Genomic DNA, 17,831 nt, shown 5'->3' with positions numbered 1-17,831 from the left:
AATTAATTGGTTGATTTATTAATAAAATAGTAGTTTATCGTGCATTCCGATAAATTTGATTAAGTTTCTTAGGGCTTACTCCCATTAAATATAATATCTTAATTTTGTGCATTAAGAAAATAGTCTTCCAAGTACCAAATTTATGCCAGCGTCGGGCAGAAGTGTAAATATTTTGCGATAATTGAACTAACTTACCTACCTTAGCTATTTTTTTTGAAAAGGCCCAGTCCTCCATTAATTCTATATCAGGATATCCTCCTAAATCATGAAATACTGAACTGCGAACAAAGACCCCTTGATCTCCAAATATTATTTTTAAATACTTTGCTCTTAAATTGGAAGTCCATGAGATAAATCTTAAAGGTAAAGAATCATCATCTACCTTCAAACTAAAAGATCCACCAATAATTTCTGGATCCTGCAATGCACTTTTTATAGATAATAATGCATCCTCTTCTATGCAAGAATCACTATGCAAAAAGAACAAAATATCTCCAGTAGCTTTTTTAGCTCCGACATTCATTTGATGACCACGACCTGCTCTAGTCTGACAAACTTTATCAGCCAATCCTTCTGCTAACTCATAAGTCCTATCCTTGCTTCCACCATCGACAATTATAATTTCTTTTCTTCCAGATAATTGGCTAACTTCTTTTAAAGTTTCAATTATAGTACTCTCTTCATCAAGCACTGGGATAATTACTGATATTAAGTCTGACATTTATATCACTCCATAAACCATATATTTTCCAAATTAATTTTCATATTTACCTCGTCTCCTATTGATAATGAAAACTGAGGTAATGTAGTCACTCTTAATATCTGTTCTCCAATATCAATTTGATAGAAGACTCGCTCTCCTACAAATCTGCGTTCAGAAATTGTCCCCGATAAATATAATTTTTTATCTTGTTTTTCCTCATAATCATTAGTAATAAATTCAATAAATTCCGGTCGAATCATAGCTTCTATGGTCTTACCTTCATATTCCTCTATATTAAATGTAGTAACTTCATTAGAAACAGATAGATAACTATTCATAAAGTGAAATTTACCTGCTTCTATTCTCCCTTTTATATAATTGGTCTTCCCAAAAAAATCAGCTACAAATTTTGTTTCCGGTTTTTTATATAATTTCTCCGGCTTACCATACTGTTCAATCTGTCCTTCATTCATTACAGCTATGCGATCAGCCATTAACATTGCTTCATCTCGGTCATGAGTCACAAAGATAGTAGTCATATTCTCTTCAACATGTAAATTTCTAATTAAATTTTGCATTTCTTCCCGCAAATTAGCATCTAAATTAGATAAAGGTTCATCTAATAGTAATACTTGAGGATTAATAGCTAAAGATCTTGCTAAAGCTATTCTCTGTCTTTGACCACCAGATAATTCATGGGGATAATCCTCTTCATAACCTGTTAAACTAACTAATTCTAAAAGCTCCGTAACTCTCTTGTGAATATTTTCTTTTGATTCACCACGCATTTTTAAACCAAAACCAATATTATCTGCTACATTCATATGAGGGAAAAGCAAATATTCCTGAAAGACTAAAACCGCTCCTCTTGTCTCAGCAGACACCGATAAAACTGATTCTTGATCAAAAAGAATATCCCCTGCATCTGGTACTAATAAACCAGAAATTATCTTTAAAGTTGTTGTCTTACCACAACCTGATGGTCCAAGTAAAGCCACTAACTCACCAGGCTTTATAGTTAAATCTAATGAATCAATTACAAGCTCATCATCAAAACTCTTAGTCAAATCTTTTAAAGATATCTCTACCATAATCACTACTCCTTGCTAAACAACTTCTAGATTTAATTTATCTTTATAAGTGAAAGTGATCACTTCTAATTTCATCATTCTTAAATAATCTTTCCATAATTAAAGTAAAAGCTAACGCAGCAATAATGAATACCCAACTATAAACAGCTGCTAACATTCTATCTCCACTCTTCACTAAAGGAAATAAGACCATAGGAAAAGTCACTACTTGTCCACCACCGATTAAGAAAGTTAAAAAATATTGACTAAACGAAATAATGAATACCATAATTCCTGCTGAAAAAATTCCTGGATAGATCATAGGTAAAGTAATATATATAAACCTCTGCCACACACTAGCCCCTAATACTTGAGCCTGTGCTTCTAATTTCTCCCCTGAAGCTTCAAAAACATTCGTTAAAATTCGAATTGAATAAGGAATCGTTGGAATTAAATGTACTAAAATCACTCCTAAAATAGTGTCACTTAATCCATATCGTATAAAATTAATATGAATTCCCATCGTTACTGCTAAAGGAGGTATGATAATAGGTGCTAATACTAAAATCTTTATGAATTCCTTCCCAGGAAAATCATAAATACCTAATGCTTTCCCAGCCGGTATACTAATAGCTAAAGCTAAAATAGTAACCCCAATACCTATTAAGAAACTTGTCTTTAACGCTTGCCAGGCTCCATTAATAGGATTAATAAAGAATTTCCAGCCTTCAAGTGTAAATGTTTGAGGCCAAAGTTGGGGCCAAGGCCAATTATTGCTAAAAGACCAGATTATTAATGCTATCAATGGTAAGAATAAAACTAAAACTAAAGCATATACAATAGTTAATCGAATGATCTTAGTACTAGTCTTACTTACCATATTTTAAACTCCTCCTGTTATTCTAACTTATATATTTTTTAACATCAAGTCTAATAATTTTTTATAAAAATAGATAAGCCCAAATGAAATAATAGTCAAAATCATAACAATTACCATAGCATACGGTCTTTGGGTTAGATCAGAACTAATATAATTCTGGTAAGCCATTACTGGCAAGGTATTAGGGTACGTTGGACCTAATAAGAATGGAATCTCAAAGGCCCCAAAGGAGAAAGCAAAAACAATAATGAAAGCCGAACCTATACTTGGTAACGATAATGGAAAATAAATATTCCAAAAAATTTGACGTTGATTAGCTCCTAAGTTAGCAGCTACTTCTTCAAAAGAAGTATTAATATGCTTTAAAACTGTATAAACTACAAGAGCAATAAAAGGAATTTCTTTCCAAAGGTAGACAAAAATTATACCTATACCCCATTGGTCAAAGATTAAGTTCGGAAAGTCTGTTATTTGCTCCAATATTCCAAAATGATATAGTAACCTTGATAGTAAACCACTTTGAGTAAAAAATAGAAATACTAATAATGATGCAATAATATGCGGAACAATAATAGGCAACTTATAAAGCAATTGAACCAATCTATATTTATCAGACAACTTCACTAGTTGATAAGCCAATAATACTCCAATCACTACTGCTCCAACCGATGAAACAAAAGATATATATAAACTATATTTTAAAGCATCTATAAATTCCGGACTAGAGAATACTTCAATATAATATTTTAGTGTGATTGTTTTTAAACCTATGAAAGGGAAATAACCTAAGCTTTGTAATAAAGCTAAAGTTACTCCCCCTAAAAAGAGTCCAATTAAAACAACCAATGCTGGTGATAATAAAATATATGGCTTCCAAAATGAATACTTACTTAAATCCACAATTTATTCCTCCGATCAAAATCGATAACGATTATTGTCCAACTATCTTCTTCCATTCATCTTCGATAATAGGTACTAAATCAGCTGGAATCTCAGGAACTCGATGTTCCTGTAATCTCTTTTGTGGCAAAGTAGCTACTCCTAAATCAAGCTCTTTAATTTCTTCTTTTTCAGCTTCACTTAACTTATCAGAACTAAAAGCAGGTAAATCACCCCAATTAGCAGGCTTCAATTTAGATAATTGAACATCAAAACTTTCTAAAAAGTTGGCTGCAACTAAGGCTCCTGTCTTATTAGGTGCATTAAACGGAATAGCTAAAAAGTGAGTATTAGAAATCGTTCCTTCTTTTAAGATAAAAGTTCGTGTAGAAGACGGAAAGTTACCTTTCTCTACTTCTCCGGATGCTTTAACTGGATTATATCCCATGGTCATCCAGAGCTCACCATCAGCATACATATTATCTACTTGAGCTATAGTGGCTGGATATGTCTTTCCTTCTCTCCATAAATAAGGCTCTAAGTCAGCTAAAAATTCTAATGCTGGGCGAATCTTTTCTCTTAACTTTTCTTTGCTTATATCATAATACTGTTTATAACCACCAGTTTCATTATAAATAACATGCCGCACAAAAGCACTTCCTGTAAAATCAGGTAAAGCTGGATAAGTGAATTTTCCTGGATGTTCTTTAATCCAAGTAATTAGTTCATCATATGATTTCGGTGGTTTAGAAACTTTGTCCTTATTATAGATGAATACAAATTGAGCTTTTCCATAAGGCACCTCATAGCCTTTCGTAGGAAACCCAAAATCCGTAGTTGTCTCTGGAGATTCTTTGTCCATATAGCGATTATAATTAGGAAGCTTTTCAGCAAAAGGTCCAAAAAGCAAGTCCTGCTCTTTAGCCGTTTTAAAGTTCTCACCATTAATCCATAACAGATCAATACTTCCTTCTTTACGCCCTACTTGTTTCTCACCTAATAATTTGTTTAAATAATCATTTGCTCCCATTGGAACTCGATTTAATTCAATATCATACTCTTCTTTTAAATATGAAGCAACAGAAGTGTCAACCCATTGATTTATCCGACGGTCTCCACCCCACATATAAAAATTAACTTTTGTACCTTCAGCTGATTTTACAATTTCGTCCCATTCTTTTTGTAATACATTATTCTGTTCATCTTCAGTCTGCTGTGGACCAGCACAGCCACTTATAAATAAAGAAATAATAATAATAGCTAATACTATAATAAATAGTCTTTTTTCATTAAACATTGACCCTACCCCCCCTCAACTAAAATCACCCTTAACCCGATATTCAAATCACATACCTTAGTAATAGTTATTATATAATATAATCTATTTAATGATTTATATACCATCTATTGTAATCTCTTGAGAACCATTATAATAAGAGGGCCTATCACTTATCGCAATAGACCCAAATAATTGAAATTATTAAGCATCTTCTGCAGTTTCTAGAACATCACTATTCTTCTTTTGAATCAACTTAGGAATTAGTGACAAGAATACAAGAGCTATAGCTGCAATACCTAGGTACATAAATGTTTGACCTAAGTTTCCAGTACCATTAGCTACTGACCCTCCTGCAAAACAGAAAGCAATGGCAGCTGGAAGCATAGTAATCCAAGAAACTAAAACATAAGTCACTAATTTAATCTTAGTTAATCCATAAACATAATTTTGAACATTGAATGGGAAGATTGGAACCATACGAGTAATCATTAACATTCTCCAACCTTGTTCTTCAACCCCTTTATCAATCTTCTTAAATTGATCACTATCTCCAAACTTAGCTTCAATCATATCTCTAGCAGCATAACGAGCAACTAAGAATGCTGCTGTTGCTCCTAGTACAGACCCAATTGAACACCAGACTGTACCCCAAATCGGACCAAAAGCAACTCCAGCTACTAAAGCAATCGGTAAACCAGGCAGAAAGAAGACACAAGCAGCTATATATAATAATATATAAACGATAGGACCTAACATACCAAAGCCCTCAATCCAAGTTCTTATCTTAGGTAAATTTTCAATTTTAATATAGTCCATAACTCCAAAATAATTTAATAAGAAAGCTACTACACCTATTGCCACAATGATTCCAATAAATTTACCCTTACCCTGTTTCTTTTCCTGTTTAGTGCTCATAGAACCCCTCCTTGATTAATGTTAAATTTAAATTAATTACTTTAAAGTTACTCCAATGAATACTACTTTAATGCTTTTTTAATTTCTCTTTTTGATTTATATCTATTAACCCAACCTTTTACTGGATTACCTGGTACTCCTGGAAACTCAGAATTTGAATCCCAAGGTCCTCCAAAGATTAAGTCAAGAATATGAACTGCTTTCTTTCCACCTTTAACCATAGACTCTCTACATGCTGCACAATACGTTACCATATAATCTGTTTCTACTTCACTAGTTCTCTTTTCCATTACTCTTTGAGCAAGGTCTGGATTAGCTGGAACAACCATACCTCCAAATCCACAACACATTGTAGTGCCTTTCGTATGTGGTGGCTCTACACGGTCATATCCTAACTGATCTATAATCCATCTAATACCGTCATGAATATCCTTTCTATCTCTAGTTGAACAAGAGTCATGAATTGCAAATGTTATATCACTATCTTTACCAATTCCTATAGCTTCTTCTGGTAAACCAATTTCCGGTAATAAAGCCCATAATGAAGTTACTTTTTGCGGGCTATTAGCTGACATAGTTAAATAACATGATTGACAAGCAACAATTATCTCTTCAGCACCTAACTTATCAATCTCTGCTTGAAATCCTTTATATCTTTCTTTAAATTTATCTACTTGGCCTAAAGCTTTAGTTGGTTTACCGCAACACTTCAATATCGACCCTACACCTGATAATTTCTCCTGTAAAAATTCTAATGTCTTTCCTACAGCTTCTGGATTATATGATGGTAAACTACATCCTGGAATAAATACTCTTTTTGTTTCTTCTGTCTTTGCCATATTAAGCACTCCCCTTATCTTTGGCCGATTTAGCAGTATTAAATAACCAAGAGAAACCTAAGAATTGGTGCATCTCAATAGCATTGTGTCCCTTCATAGGTGACTTGCCATCATTAGCTTTAACCATATCTTTTCTTATCTTCATGAATTTCATCTTAATTGGAAATTCCTTAGGACAAACAATTGTACATTGACTACACATATTACATGAATAAGGAATAATTGGATCTACATCTTCATTTTCAATTATTTTTGCAAATAAATCTTTTGGTGATTCACAATAATCGTTTAACATTACACATTCTTGCATACAAAGCTTACATTCACATTGTAGACAACGTTTTGATTCTCTTCTAGCTTCTACTTCACTAAAACCTAATTCAACTTCTTCAAAGTTTCCTCTTCTTTCATCTATAGATAACATTCTCATATCTACACGTTCTTCTTTAGATTCGTTATCATCTATTTCTGTTTCTAGCCAAGTTTCAAAAGTTCCTTCCTGATCTCTATCTTCGTGAAGTTCTTGACCTTTCAGATAAAGATTAATAGAAGTTGCAGCCTTCCGTCCGTGAGCCATAGCTTCAATAGCTAATAATGGACGTCCTGCATTATCTCCACCGGCAAACACATGGTCTTTATCAGTTTGTAAAGTAACCGGATCAACTTTTACTTTATCACCACGATTTAATTCTACCTTATCATCATCTTTAAGGAAATCAGATTCAGCATTCTGACCAATAGCAAGTATTACTGTATCAGCTTCTAATTCTTTAATTTGCTCTTCATCATAATTTGGAGCAAAATTTCCTTCCTCATCACGGACTGAAGTACATTTTTTAAAAGAGATTCCAGTTACCTTATCTTGACCTTGAATCTCTTTTGGTCCCCAACCACAATGAACCTGTACTTCTTCTTCCTCAGCATCTTCAACCTCCCAAGAATGAGCCGGCATCTCTTCTCTTGACTCAAGACAAAGAAGATGTACTTCCTCTGCTCCAAATCTCCAAGCAGTTCTGGCTACATCTATAGCTACGTTACCTCCACCGATAACTACTACTTTCTTACCCATTTTTACATTATCTCTATTTATAGTTGCGTCTCTTAAAAAGTCCACTCCAGGTAAAACACCTTCTAGTTCAGCTCCTGGTAATGGTAACATAATACTTTCATGAGCACCATGTGCAACAAATACAGCATCAAATTTATCTTCTAACTCAGCAAAAGATATATCATTTCCTACTCTAGTATTAAGCTCAATTTTTACTCCTAGCTTCTCCAAAATACTATACTCTCTATCAATAACTTCTTGAGGTAAACGATAGTCTGGAATTCCAACACTTAACATTCCACCAACAACAGGTAATGCCTCAAAAATTGTTACCTGATGTCCTTCCTTACGTAAGTCATAAGCAGCCAATGCTCCAGTTGGACCAGCACCAATAATTGCCACTTTATTTCCAGATTCATCTTTAGAAGTAAAATCCCAATTTTGTGGGTCATCTTCTAAATCAGATACAAACCTCTTCAAATTTTTAATAGATAAAGCTGATTCTAACTCCTGTCTTTTACACTCCTCTTCACAAGGGTGAGCACAAATTCTTCCTAAAATCCCTGGAAAAGGAGTAGTCTCTCTAATTAATTCTAAAGACTCCTTATACTCTCCCTCACTAATCAAATCCACATATCCTTTAACATCAATATGCAACGGACAAGTAGCTTGACAATAAGGAGGAGCATCACCCATACAATCTTCAACTATTTCATTCATTGCTTCAATCGTTTCTGTAGATAACAAGTGTAATCCCTCCATATAAAAAATAATATTTTCACAAAGTTTTTTAAAAAAATTAGTATATTATTCATATATCCTTTATTACAATTTAATTATATCTCTTTTGTTAAACTTTGTCTTTATTTTCACAAACTAATTTTTGTCGAATTTTTGTGGTTTAGACACAAACAATGTAATTTTCCAATTATATAATGCAATTTTTTGCATAATTAACTCCTTTTAAACTTCTATTTAACTTATAATTACATTAATATCAAATATAAGTCATAGAAAAAAGAAAAATTATTTTCTAAATTTCTACAACTTATTATCTAATAATATTTATTATTACTCAATTATTATCTGATTATTAATAATCCTCTATCATTATTTAATCTTTGTTAAAATAATCTGCCATTCCCGAAAATTTATTAATCTTAAATTAATCATCTTGGATCATAATAAATTTATAAATTTTATATGCTATGGCTAAATTCAATTTGACTTCAAAATCTTGTAGATTCACATTTAGAATATCTTGAATACGTTTTATTCGGTAACTCATGGTATTCGGATGAATGTGTAATCTCTCAGCAGCTTTTTGAATACTTCCCCCTTCTTCTAAAAAGCTTCCTAAAGTCTCTACCCATTCAATACTATTGTCTTGATCATAATCAATGAGCTCTTCTAGAAATCCATCAGCAAACTGAACTAACTGCTTATAATCAACTTGCCATAATAATCGTAAAATTCCTAGTTCTTCATAAAATAAAATTGCATTCTTTTGTTCAATAGCTGCTAAAAAGTCTAAAGCATAAAGAGCCTCTTGATAACTATCTGGAATTAAAGTGGAATCCTCTGCAAAATTACCAGCTCCAATTGAAATATTAATAGCAGGAAGTTGGCCTTGTAATTTTTGATAAACTTTATTAATATCTTACTTGATTTCTTCTGTCTGATGTGAATAATTAACTAATAATATGATATCATCATCATAAGCAAACACAATAGATTCCCTAGAAATACTATTATTAATAATTCTATTTAAATCATGCATAATTCGTTCTTTCATTTCATAGAAGTAAAAAGATCCACTCTGTTGATCCTTTTTATTTCTCCTTTGAAAATCAATCTGTAAAACAAAAAGTTGATACGGTATTGTAAGATCCCAACCAGCTAACTCTCCCCTTTCAACTAGTTCATCCTTTTCCTTAAATCTACCATTTAAAAAGTCATCAATTAATTCATTACTACATCTTTGAGCTAAATTTTGGATTAAAGCATTTTGATGTAGTTTTAAAGCTAAAGCATAGGCACCCTGCATAATAGCTAAATAATCAGATTTTTTTAGTGGATCCTTTTCTAAAATAATCAAAAAACCAAGAACCTCATCTTCTTGTTTTAATTTCACTTGAACCTCTGTATTTTTCTGATCCTGCCAATGATGAACTCTTCTTTCAAATTGAAGCCCATGTCTTGTAAAACTATCTTCTTGCTCTTTAAGCTCTTTCTCTTCTAAATAAGTATAGAAATCCCATTCTTTAGATAAATCTCTATCTACATATAATACTCCTTTTCTATATCGATCTAGGATAAAGACAGGATTATTAATCTGTTCAATCAGAGTATTACATAAAGTTCGTATTCCACCATCATTCAATAAAACATTTTGGTACTTTCGCTGTAATAATATTAATTCATCCAATTTATCCATTAATTGCCCTCCATTACTTTCACCTTCTGCCAAGCATCAAAGATTGCATCTTTAAATCTATTAATATCCTTTATCTCTGCTGGTATATTAATTAAACCAGGAATAGACACATCTCTATTCTCTGCTTCTTCTAAAATAAGTTTTCCTTCATTCAAGTCATCTTCTGTAGATTTTAAATTATAATATTTAGAAGAATAAAGTTCTGGATGAGTCACATATAAAGCGGAAACAAGATCCCACATATAAAAACCTACTCTTCCAATCAGTTCTTGATTATATTCATACCAATGCTTGATATTCTTAAATATATATTGATAGCTAGATAATTCTTCACTCTGTAATCTTTGCCAATCCGCATTATCAAAAAATGCTTGTAAGCAAAGGTTACCAGTAGCTACTGTAATCGGTACCGATGCTTTTAAAATTAATTCAGTAGCTTTAGGGTCGCAAGAAAAATTTAATTCTTCGACCTCTTTATCTCCAAAATATAATGGGTCTGTAATTCCACCCATAATTACAATCTCTTTTAAATAACTAAAAAACTTAGAATCTAATTTATAAGCAGCCTTTAAATTAGTTAAAGGACCTGTTGCTAATAATGTTATTTTACCAGGATTTTCTTTGGCAATCTTTACTAAGAAACTAGCAGCATCGGTTTGAATATCAGATGAATCGGCTGCTCCAGAATTAAATGGAATATCAGTCACTTCTAAATCCTTGTACATTTGTTTCGTTACTTGGTTAGCATCTTTTAAACTACCATTACCAAAAACACTAGTTACACCTAATAAATCAATATCTAGACAACCTAATAAATAAATCAAAACAAGACCATCATCTACATCCTTTTGCTGCAATCCCATAGTATTATCACAATCAAATAAAATCTTCTGCATATCTATACCTCCTAGCATTATTCTTCTTATTCAACATAGTTTCTTTCTATAAATAAGACAAAATCCCTCTTTATTTTAATATATTCGCAATTTTACTACAATATAAATGCTTTTTACTATTTAAATTACACTTTCTCTTACATATATTAATTTATCACATATATTTAAAAATATTAAAATAAAAACCACCTTCAATATTGAAGGTGGTTGAATTAATATTATAATTCTAATTAATATCGCTTAAATAAATAAGGAGGAGATATAATATCCCCTCCTCAACTTAACTCTTTTAATATTTTAATTACTCATCTTTTTCAAGAGGTAATTCCTCTCTACTACTCCAGCCAATCCAAGATTCATCATAATTCCTTACATCTTCATATCCTAATAATTGAGTTAAAACGAAAGTAGTATGAGCAGATCTTACAGCAGACTGACAATAAGGGATGATTTGCTTATCAGCAGTTACTCCTTTAGATCCATATACTTTCTTTAACTCTTGAGCAGTTTTGAAAGTACGGATTCCTTCTGATTTACCACCGTTAATAGCGTGCTTCCACTCAATCCAAGTAGCAGTAGGAATTCTCCCTTTCCTTTCAGCACCTTTCTTTAATTCTGCTCCAGTATATTCTCCTTCAGAACGAGTGTCTAAAATAACTGTGTTCTTATCATCAATAGCTTTTTTAACATCTTCTACAGTAGCTAGCCATTTATCTTCATTAATCTCATCTCTATCAAACTTAAAGTTACCTTCTTCAACATCTGGAGTTGAAATCTGAGTATCATACCCTAATGCTTCCCAACGTACAATTCCACCATCTAATAACTTAACATTATCATAACCATACATAGTTAGAATCCACCACATTCTTGAAGCATCATAGTCTCCTCGGTCATCATAGATAACGATTAAGTCTCCATTGTTAATTCCTCTACTTTGTAGCATTTTCTCCATTTGCTTAGGAGTAGCTCTCATTCCTCCATACTCAGCATTCGGATTCTCTTCATCACTACGATAAACATTAACTGCTCCTGGAACATGTCCTAACTTATACTTAGCAATATGTCTAAAGTCAACAACTACTACATCATCTTTATCTTTGATATCTTGTAAGTCTTCAGCACTAATTAAAGCATCTGGGTTGGCATAACCTCTCTCTTCAATCGGAGTATAATCTTTTGCTTCTTTCTTTAATTCTGAATCACTACCACATCCAGCTACAAAAATTAGAGTACCAACTAACATCAGTGATAATAAAATCATTGAAATTTTCTTCATTTAATAAGTCCTCCCCTTATTTTGATGTAATGGTTTGATTATTTTTTCACAAACTACTCAATAATAAAATACTCATACTTCCCCTTTAGAGGGATTAAAAAACCCGGGTTCTTTATTTCTTTCAATATCATTATATAATCTAATTGAAACTTTGTCATTATTTTCACAAACTGATTTTTTGTCGATTTTTTGTGGTTCAGACACAAAAATATAGTATTTTCATCTTTATTAATTAATATGTATTCATATTTTTGGTACATAAAGAATTTATAATCCAATAAAGTAAAAAAGTAGGCAAGTAAACTTGCCTACTTTAAAATATCTATTATTTAATATATCTTACTACTTCAGATAATGGTTTTCTAGATGGCCTACTTCCTTCTTTAGCAGGATACCCTACAGTAATTAAACCATAAATTCTATAATCAGACTTAACATCTAATAATTCACTAACCTCAACCTCATCAAAAGCCCCTATCCAACAGGTTCCTAAACCTAAACCTGCAGCTGCCAACATAATGTTTTGAATAGCCGCTGCTGTGTCTTGAATAGCATATAGATTACGGCCTCTATCTCCATACTTTTTAGCAGACTCTACAGGGTTACCACAAACCGCAATCATTAATGGAACTCCTTTTGACATCCAAGATGTATTAAACTTAGACATCGGTTCATCAATTAACTCTGCTATCACTTTTTCATCTTCTACTACTATAAATTCCCACGGTTGACGGTTACCAGCACTAGGCGCTAAAGTTGCAGATTCCATTAATTTCTCAATCTTTTTAGACTCAACCTTTTTATCTTCATATTTTCTAATGCTCTTTCTTTGTCCAATTATATCTAAAATATTTTTATCCATTACTAACTCCTCCTTTGAAGAATTAATTATCAAAAATATCATACATAGTCTATATTATAATGCCATCTCTAACTTAAATCTATGTAAAAATAGGTCAATAACAAAACTTAATTTGACCTACCTCTTACTTACATATTGAATACTTAATTATTAAACTAAATCAATTTTTAATTTATCATTATCAATGCTATCTTCTATCTCTACTTCTTTCTTATCAATCACTTCTTTCTTCCAATCACCAACTAAAAACCAAATAAAAGCTACTAATCCACTAACTAAATTTGAAATGAGTATTGCCCACCAAACTCCAGATAATCCGAATTTGAATTTAGCTAATATTGTAGCCAATGGCACTCTTAATACCAATAATGAAACTAATGAAAATACCATCGGTAACACTGTATTTCCAGCTCCTCTGAAGATTCCATTCACAATAAACATGGTTCCTATAAATATAAAAGAAAAGGATAAGAATTTCAGATATTCACTACCAATTAAGACCACTTCTGAATTATCATTAAAAATCTGAATTATATCCCCTGAAAAGAAATAGACTACAATCCCTAACAATATCATGCCTACAGAATTTATTCCAACACTGATCAATCCACTCTTATCTGCTCTTGCCTCTTGATTAGCACCTAGATTTTGGCCTACCATTGTGGTAGCTCCACTACTAAAACCTCGAGTCGGTAAAATAGCTACTGATAAAATCCGGTTCCCAATTCCAAAAGCTGCTACTGCTAAAGAACCATAACCAGTTACTATTCCAGTCATAACTATTTGACCAATAGAACGAGCAGACTGTTCGATAGCCGAAGGCATTCCTAAATAGGTAACCTTCTTTATAAATGCTAAAGTTGGGATCATGTATTTAACTCTTAATTTAATCCCTTTATTTCCTTTAACTAAATAGTAAAGAGCCACTGATGATGAAATTAATCTAGAAAAAACAGTAGCTATAGCTGCTCCTTTTACTCCAAGTTCAGGAAAGATCGACCAGCCAAAAATCAAGAATGGATCTAAAATAATATTTATTATAACTGACATAATCATTAATTTCATTGGAGTTACTGTATTACCGCTTCCTCGTAGAGTAGAAGAAAAGATAAATGACATAAATATTAAGGGCAATCCCATAAAAATAATATTTAAATATCCTACTGCATCATTGAGAATATCATTAGGAGTTCCCATTAATATTAAGAAATCTTTATTAAATAAAAGCCCTATAACCATGATTCCAAATGAAATCAAAAGCAAAAATGAAAGCAATTGACTAGCTGTTTTATTCACCATCTCCTGATCTCCAGCCCCTTTATATTGAGCAACTAGAGTTGTTCCAGCTAAGGTAATTCCTCCAGCAAAAGAGATTAATAAGAAAACTAATGGAAATCCAACGGAGATTGCAGCTACTGCATTTGCTCCAAATCGACCTAGCCATAATGTATCAGCTAAATTATAAACTGTCTGCATCAACTGAGCAAGAATCGTGGGAATTGATAATTTTAAAAGTGAACTTAAAATTTCCCCTTCAATAATATGATTATTATTTTGGATATTATTCAAACTAGGCACCTCATTCTAATTCATTGTCTATTTTTTGTAATACTTTCTGTAATTGAGAAAACTCAAGACTTGTTAAATCATTTAATGCTTGACTGAGATATTCTGTTCTAAATTTAAGGATAGAATTTAATAATTCTCTACCTTTATTAGTAAGATGTAATTGAATTACTCTTCTATCTTCTTCACTTCGTTCTCTTTTAAGCAAATCATCTGCTTCAAGCTTATCTACTAAATTGGTAATAGAACTACATGCTAAATGCATCTTTTCTTTTAATTTTCCCATAGTAATATTCTTTGATTTAGAAACAGCGATTAAAACAAATAATCTGCTTTTATTTAAATTAAATTTATATAAATTATCTTTTGTTGCTTTATTAACCTTATTAGCAATATTTCTAAATAGCATCTCTAATTCTATAAAATCTTCTGTCACTTCTTTTTGCAACTTAATACCTCCCCTAAATTATTTAGACTTTATAATATTTCGAATTCCTAAATATTATAACATAAATAACCTTTATATGTCAATATATGAATAAAGATTTAAGTATATATTACCTCAAATGTTGGGTGCAATTAACTAATGCTACAATTGGATCATCATCATAGAATTTAACAATATTCACTGCTGTATTATCCTGTTGAATACGCCAAAAATTACTTAACGGCATTCCTAAAAGTTCAACTAATAAAGCACGAATCGTTCCTCCATGAGCAGCAACTAAAACCTTCTCTCCTTGATGTTTATCTCTAATTTCATCTAAGGCTTCCATTGCCCGCTCTTGTACATCCTCAAATTTTTCTCCATCTGGGGTTCTCACTGTTATTGGATCTTTCAACCAAGCATCTAACTTTTTACCATCTTTCTCTTTAATCTGGTCAAAGGTTAATCCTTCCCACTCTCCAAAACTAGCTTCTTGCAATTTAGGCTCTTCATTAACTACAATTTCATGATGCTTAGCTACTGCTTTTGCTGTTTTCACTGCTCTTTGCAAATTACTAGCATAAACCACATCTAATTCTTCTTCTTTAAATCTATCTGCTAACTTCTCTGCTTGCTCTATTCCTAATGGACTTAAAACTGTATCAGTAGAGCCCTGAAATTTTGATTCTTTATTCCAAAGAGTCTCTCCATGTCGAACTAAAATAATCTCTGTAGCCATATTATTGCCCTCCTAAATCTAATAATAACTTTAATTCTTTAATTAACTTTTGATTATCTTCTCTATTTTTAACTGCAACTCTAATAAAATCTTTACCTAATAAATGATAAGTACTACAATCTCGTACTAAAATTCCTTTACTAGCTAGCAAACTTTTTAATTGTTGTGAATTATATTCAGTATCTGAAATATCAATTAAAATATAATTAACTGTTGGTCGATAAGGATTAAGCCCTTTCAACTGATTTAACTGCTGATATAAGAATTCTTTCTCCTGTTTAATAGTTCCTTTAGTTTTTGTAATATAAGTATCTTCTTTTAAAACCTTAACTCCTACCTGCTGTGCAAATAAGTTTACATTCCACGGATCTTTACTTGATTCTAACTTAGATATTAAATTTGCATTACCAATTCCATACCCTATTCTTAAGCCTGGAACAGCAAAGAATTTAGTCATAGAACGTAATACTAAAAGGTTCTCCTGTTGAACAGCTTCTGAAATTAAAGTATATTCTGATTCATTCATTAAAAAATCAAGAAAAGCTTCATCAAGCACCACAAAAGTTTCTTCATTTTTTGCAACTTCTACTAATTTTAGTAATTCTGATTTAGTAATTAAATCACCAGTAGGATTATTGGGGTTACATAAAAATAATAGATCAATATCACTTTCTTCTAATTTACTAAATAGACTCTTCATATCTATCTTAAAATTATTATACCTAGATAACTTAAATAATTCTATTTTTCCTCCTACACTTTCTACTGCTGCTTCATACTCCGAAAATGTAGGTGCTAATACTAAAGCATGACTAGGTTGAATCACTTTACTAATTAAATAAATAAGTTCAACTTCTCCATTCCCAACTATTACATTTCTAGACTGGATTCCAAAATAATCAGCTAATTCATTACATAAAGTCTTAGCCTCTGGTTCTGGATAATGAATTATTTGATCCAAACTTGCTTTAATCTCTTCTTCAACTACAGATGGTGGACCTAAAAAATTAATATTAGCACTAAAATCAATAATCTCTTCTAATTGTAAATCATATTCCTTAGCCGCTGCTTTAATATTTCCACCATGCATCTTTGAGTTATTAACCATATTTATACTTCCTTTCCCAGTCTGAGCTATCATCTATTATAGTTAACCCTCCATTAATCAACTTCAATTGCTCCATATTAAAATGTCCTATCCTTTTTTTAACCTTATCCTCTATTTTATTTACCCTTATTTGCTTAGCATCATATAAAATCCCAAGTAAAGTACCACTATGGGCTACATTTAAACCTAGCACCCCTTCTAAATTAGTTAAACTTAAGAATTTATTAAAATTTTTTTTAGGTAATATATTTTGGTTAGCCTTACTACTTAAAGTCACACCTTTACCAACTAAATCTAAATTTTGCTTATTAATACCTTCTTCTATTAGTTTTAAAGCTTGTTTAGTTAATGGTTCATTATCCTTATTCAATTCTTTCAAGTCATTTCTACTATTGAACTGTAAAGTATCAATTTTACCACCTAAATCCACCATTAAAATACTTAATCCTGATATCTGACCTAAATATCTATATAATTTACCAGATACATGGTCAAATAAAACTATTCCATCATAAAAAACCCCATCTGTTGGTTCCACACTTAAGGCTAACTTAGTTAGCTCCTCTGAACTAATCTCTTCACCTAAAGCAACGACAGTAGCTAAAATAGCTGCTGTAATATCAGCAGTACTACTGGCCATTCCTTTTCCTGTTATTAACTCTGACCTTACATTAATAATAGCCTTCAAATTATCGATCCCAAAATAATCTAATGTTTTATTCACTGCTTGAACAGTTTTAGGTAACTCTTGTTTACAAATCGTTTCTTGCATATGTGAAGCCAATTCAACTGTAACATAAGAATATTTATTAATTGGACAGGTTACATGAAAATTAATATTATCTATGGTTCCCTGCACTAATTCTCCACAAGTACCTGGTGCTTTCACCGTAGCTTTCATCAT

General features: G+C 31.7%; 17 protein-coding genes and 1 pseudogene. All 18 read right to left on the bottom strand.

Annotation, left to right across the window (positions count from 1 at the left end; genetic code table 11):
* Nucleotides 1-34: 34 nt before the first annotated feature.
* On the bottom strand, nucleotides 35-721 hold the full coding sequence (locus B5D41_RS03000) for a TIGR04283 family arsenosugar biosynthesis glycosyltransferase (protein WP_078809121.1): 687 nt from the start codon (nucleotides 719-721) through the stop codon (nucleotides 35-37).
* A gap of 5 nt (nucleotides 722-726) precedes the next feature.
* Nucleotides 727-1,794 carry an ABC transporter ATP-binding protein gene (locus B5D41_RS02995; RefSeq protein ID WP_078809120.1) on the bottom strand — a complete coding sequence of 356 codons (1,068 nt, stop codon included), beginning with the start codon at nucleotides 1,792-1,794 and terminating at the stop codon, nucleotides 727-729.
* 43 nt (nucleotides 1,795-1,837) lie between these two features.
* Nucleotides 1,838-2,653 (bottom strand): ABC transporter permease, encoded by an 816-nt coding sequence (locus B5D41_RS02990; RefSeq protein ID WP_078809119.1) that lies wholly within the window; start codon nucleotides 2,651-2,653, stop codon nucleotides 1,838-1,840.
* 27 nt (nucleotides 2,654-2,680) lie between these two features.
* Nucleotides 2,681-3,553, bottom strand: coding sequence for an ABC transporter permease (locus tag B5D41_RS02985; RefSeq protein WP_078809118.1), 873 nt, complete (start codon nucleotides 3,551-3,553; stop codon nucleotides 2,681-2,683).
* A gap of 31 nt (nucleotides 3,554-3,584) precedes the next feature.
* Nucleotides 3,585-4,829: an ABC transporter substrate-binding protein gene (locus B5D41_RS02980; RefSeq protein WP_078809117.1), complete on the bottom strand. Its 1,245-nt coding sequence runs from the start codon at nucleotides 4,827-4,829 to the stop codon at nucleotides 3,585-3,587.
* A gap of 183 nt (nucleotides 4,830-5,012) precedes the next feature.
* A complete protein-coding gene (locus B5D41_RS02975; protein WP_078809116.1) occupies nucleotides 5,013-5,726 on the bottom strand; it encodes a TVP38/TMEM64 family protein in 714 nt (237 codons plus the stop codon).
* A gap of 62 nt (nucleotides 5,727-5,788) precedes the next feature.
* Complete coding sequence (locus B5D41_RS02970; RefSeq protein WP_078809115.1) at nucleotides 5,789-6,565, bottom strand: heterodisulfide reductase-related iron-sulfur binding cluster; 777 nt, start codon at nucleotides 6,563-6,565, stop codon at nucleotides 5,789-5,791.
* Between the two features lies 1 nt (nucleotide 6,566).
* Nucleotides 6,567-8,360: an FAD-dependent oxidoreductase gene (locus tag B5D41_RS02965; RefSeq protein WP_234983879.1), complete on the bottom strand. Its 1,794-nt coding sequence runs from the start codon at nucleotides 8,358-8,360 to the stop codon at nucleotides 6,567-6,569.
* Nucleotides 8,361-8,778: 418 nt separating this feature from the next.
* Nucleotides 8,779-8,991 (bottom strand): helix-turn-helix domain-containing protein, encoded by a 213-nt coding sequence (locus B5D41_RS14345; protein ID WP_268794128.1) that lies wholly within the window; start codon nucleotides 8,989-8,991, stop codon nucleotides 8,779-8,781.
* Nucleotides 8,992-9,153: 162 nt separating this feature from the next.
* Nucleotides 9,154-10,050 (bottom strand): annotated as a pseudogene (locus B5D41_RS14530) (PucR family transcriptional regulator); the annotation flags it as partial.
* Nucleotides 10,050-10,946 (bottom strand): nucleoside hydrolase, encoded by an 897-nt coding sequence (locus B5D41_RS02955; RefSeq protein ID WP_078809113.1) that lies wholly within the window; start codon nucleotides 10,944-10,946, stop codon nucleotides 10,050-10,052. The gene B5D41_RS02955 and the pseudogene B5D41_RS14530, both read right to left, overlap by 1 nt.
* A 301-nt stretch (nucleotides 10,947-11,247) precedes the next feature.
* Nucleotides 11,248-12,225 (bottom strand): rhodanese-like domain-containing protein, encoded by a 978-nt coding sequence (locus B5D41_RS02950; protein WP_078809112.1) that lies wholly within the window; start codon nucleotides 12,223-12,225, stop codon nucleotides 11,248-11,250.
* Nucleotides 12,226-12,550: 325 nt separating this feature from the next.
* Nucleotides 12,551-13,087 carry a nitroreductase family protein gene (locus tag B5D41_RS02945; RefSeq protein ID WP_159442874.1) on the bottom strand — a complete coding sequence of 179 codons (537 nt, stop codon included), beginning with the start codon at nucleotides 13,085-13,087 and terminating at the stop codon, nucleotides 12,551-12,553.
* Nucleotides 13,088-13,237: 150 nt separating this feature from the next.
* The gene (locus tag B5D41_RS02940; protein WP_234983878.1) at nucleotides 13,238-14,656 is read right to left on the bottom strand and encodes an MATE family efflux transporter; all 1,419 of its coding nucleotides are present in this window, start codon (nucleotides 14,654-14,656) and stop codon (nucleotides 13,238-13,240) included.
* 10 nt (nucleotides 14,657-14,666) lie between these two features.
* On the bottom strand, nucleotides 14,667-15,101 hold the full coding sequence (locus tag B5D41_RS02935) for a MarR family winged helix-turn-helix transcriptional regulator (RefSeq protein ID WP_078809110.1): 435 nt from the start codon (nucleotides 15,099-15,101) through the stop codon (nucleotides 14,667-14,669).
* 109 nt (nucleotides 15,102-15,210) lie between these two features.
* Nucleotides 15,211-15,819 (bottom strand): alpha-ribazole phosphatase, encoded by a 609-nt coding sequence (cobC, locus tag B5D41_RS02930; RefSeq protein ID WP_078809109.1) that lies wholly within the window; start codon nucleotides 15,817-15,819, stop codon nucleotides 15,211-15,213.
* Between the two features lies 1 nt (nucleotide 15,820).
* Nucleotides 15,821-16,960 carry a threonine-phosphate decarboxylase CobD gene (gene cobD, locus B5D41_RS02925; RefSeq protein ID WP_234983877.1) on the bottom strand — a complete coding sequence of 380 codons (1,140 nt, stop codon included), beginning with the start codon at nucleotides 16,958-16,960 and terminating at the stop codon, nucleotides 15,821-15,823.
* Nucleotides 16,920-17,828 carry a GHMP family kinase ATP-binding protein gene (locus B5D41_RS02920; protein ID WP_159442873.1) on the bottom strand — a complete coding sequence of 303 codons (909 nt, stop codon included), beginning with the start codon at nucleotides 17,826-17,828 and terminating at the stop codon, nucleotides 16,920-16,922. Before B5D41_RS02920 ends, cobD begins: the two co-directional genes overlap by 41 nt.
* Nucleotides 17,829-17,831 lie beyond the last annotated feature (3 nt).

This window comes from Selenihalanaerobacter shriftii, assembly GCF_900167185.1.
Classification (GTDB): Bacteria; Bacillota; Halanaerobiia; order Halobacteroidales; family Acetohalobiaceae; genus Selenihalanaerobacter; species Selenihalanaerobacter shriftii.
The sequence above is the reverse complement of the archived record's forward strand: the minus strand, read 5'-3'. Positions and strand labels throughout refer to the sequence as shown.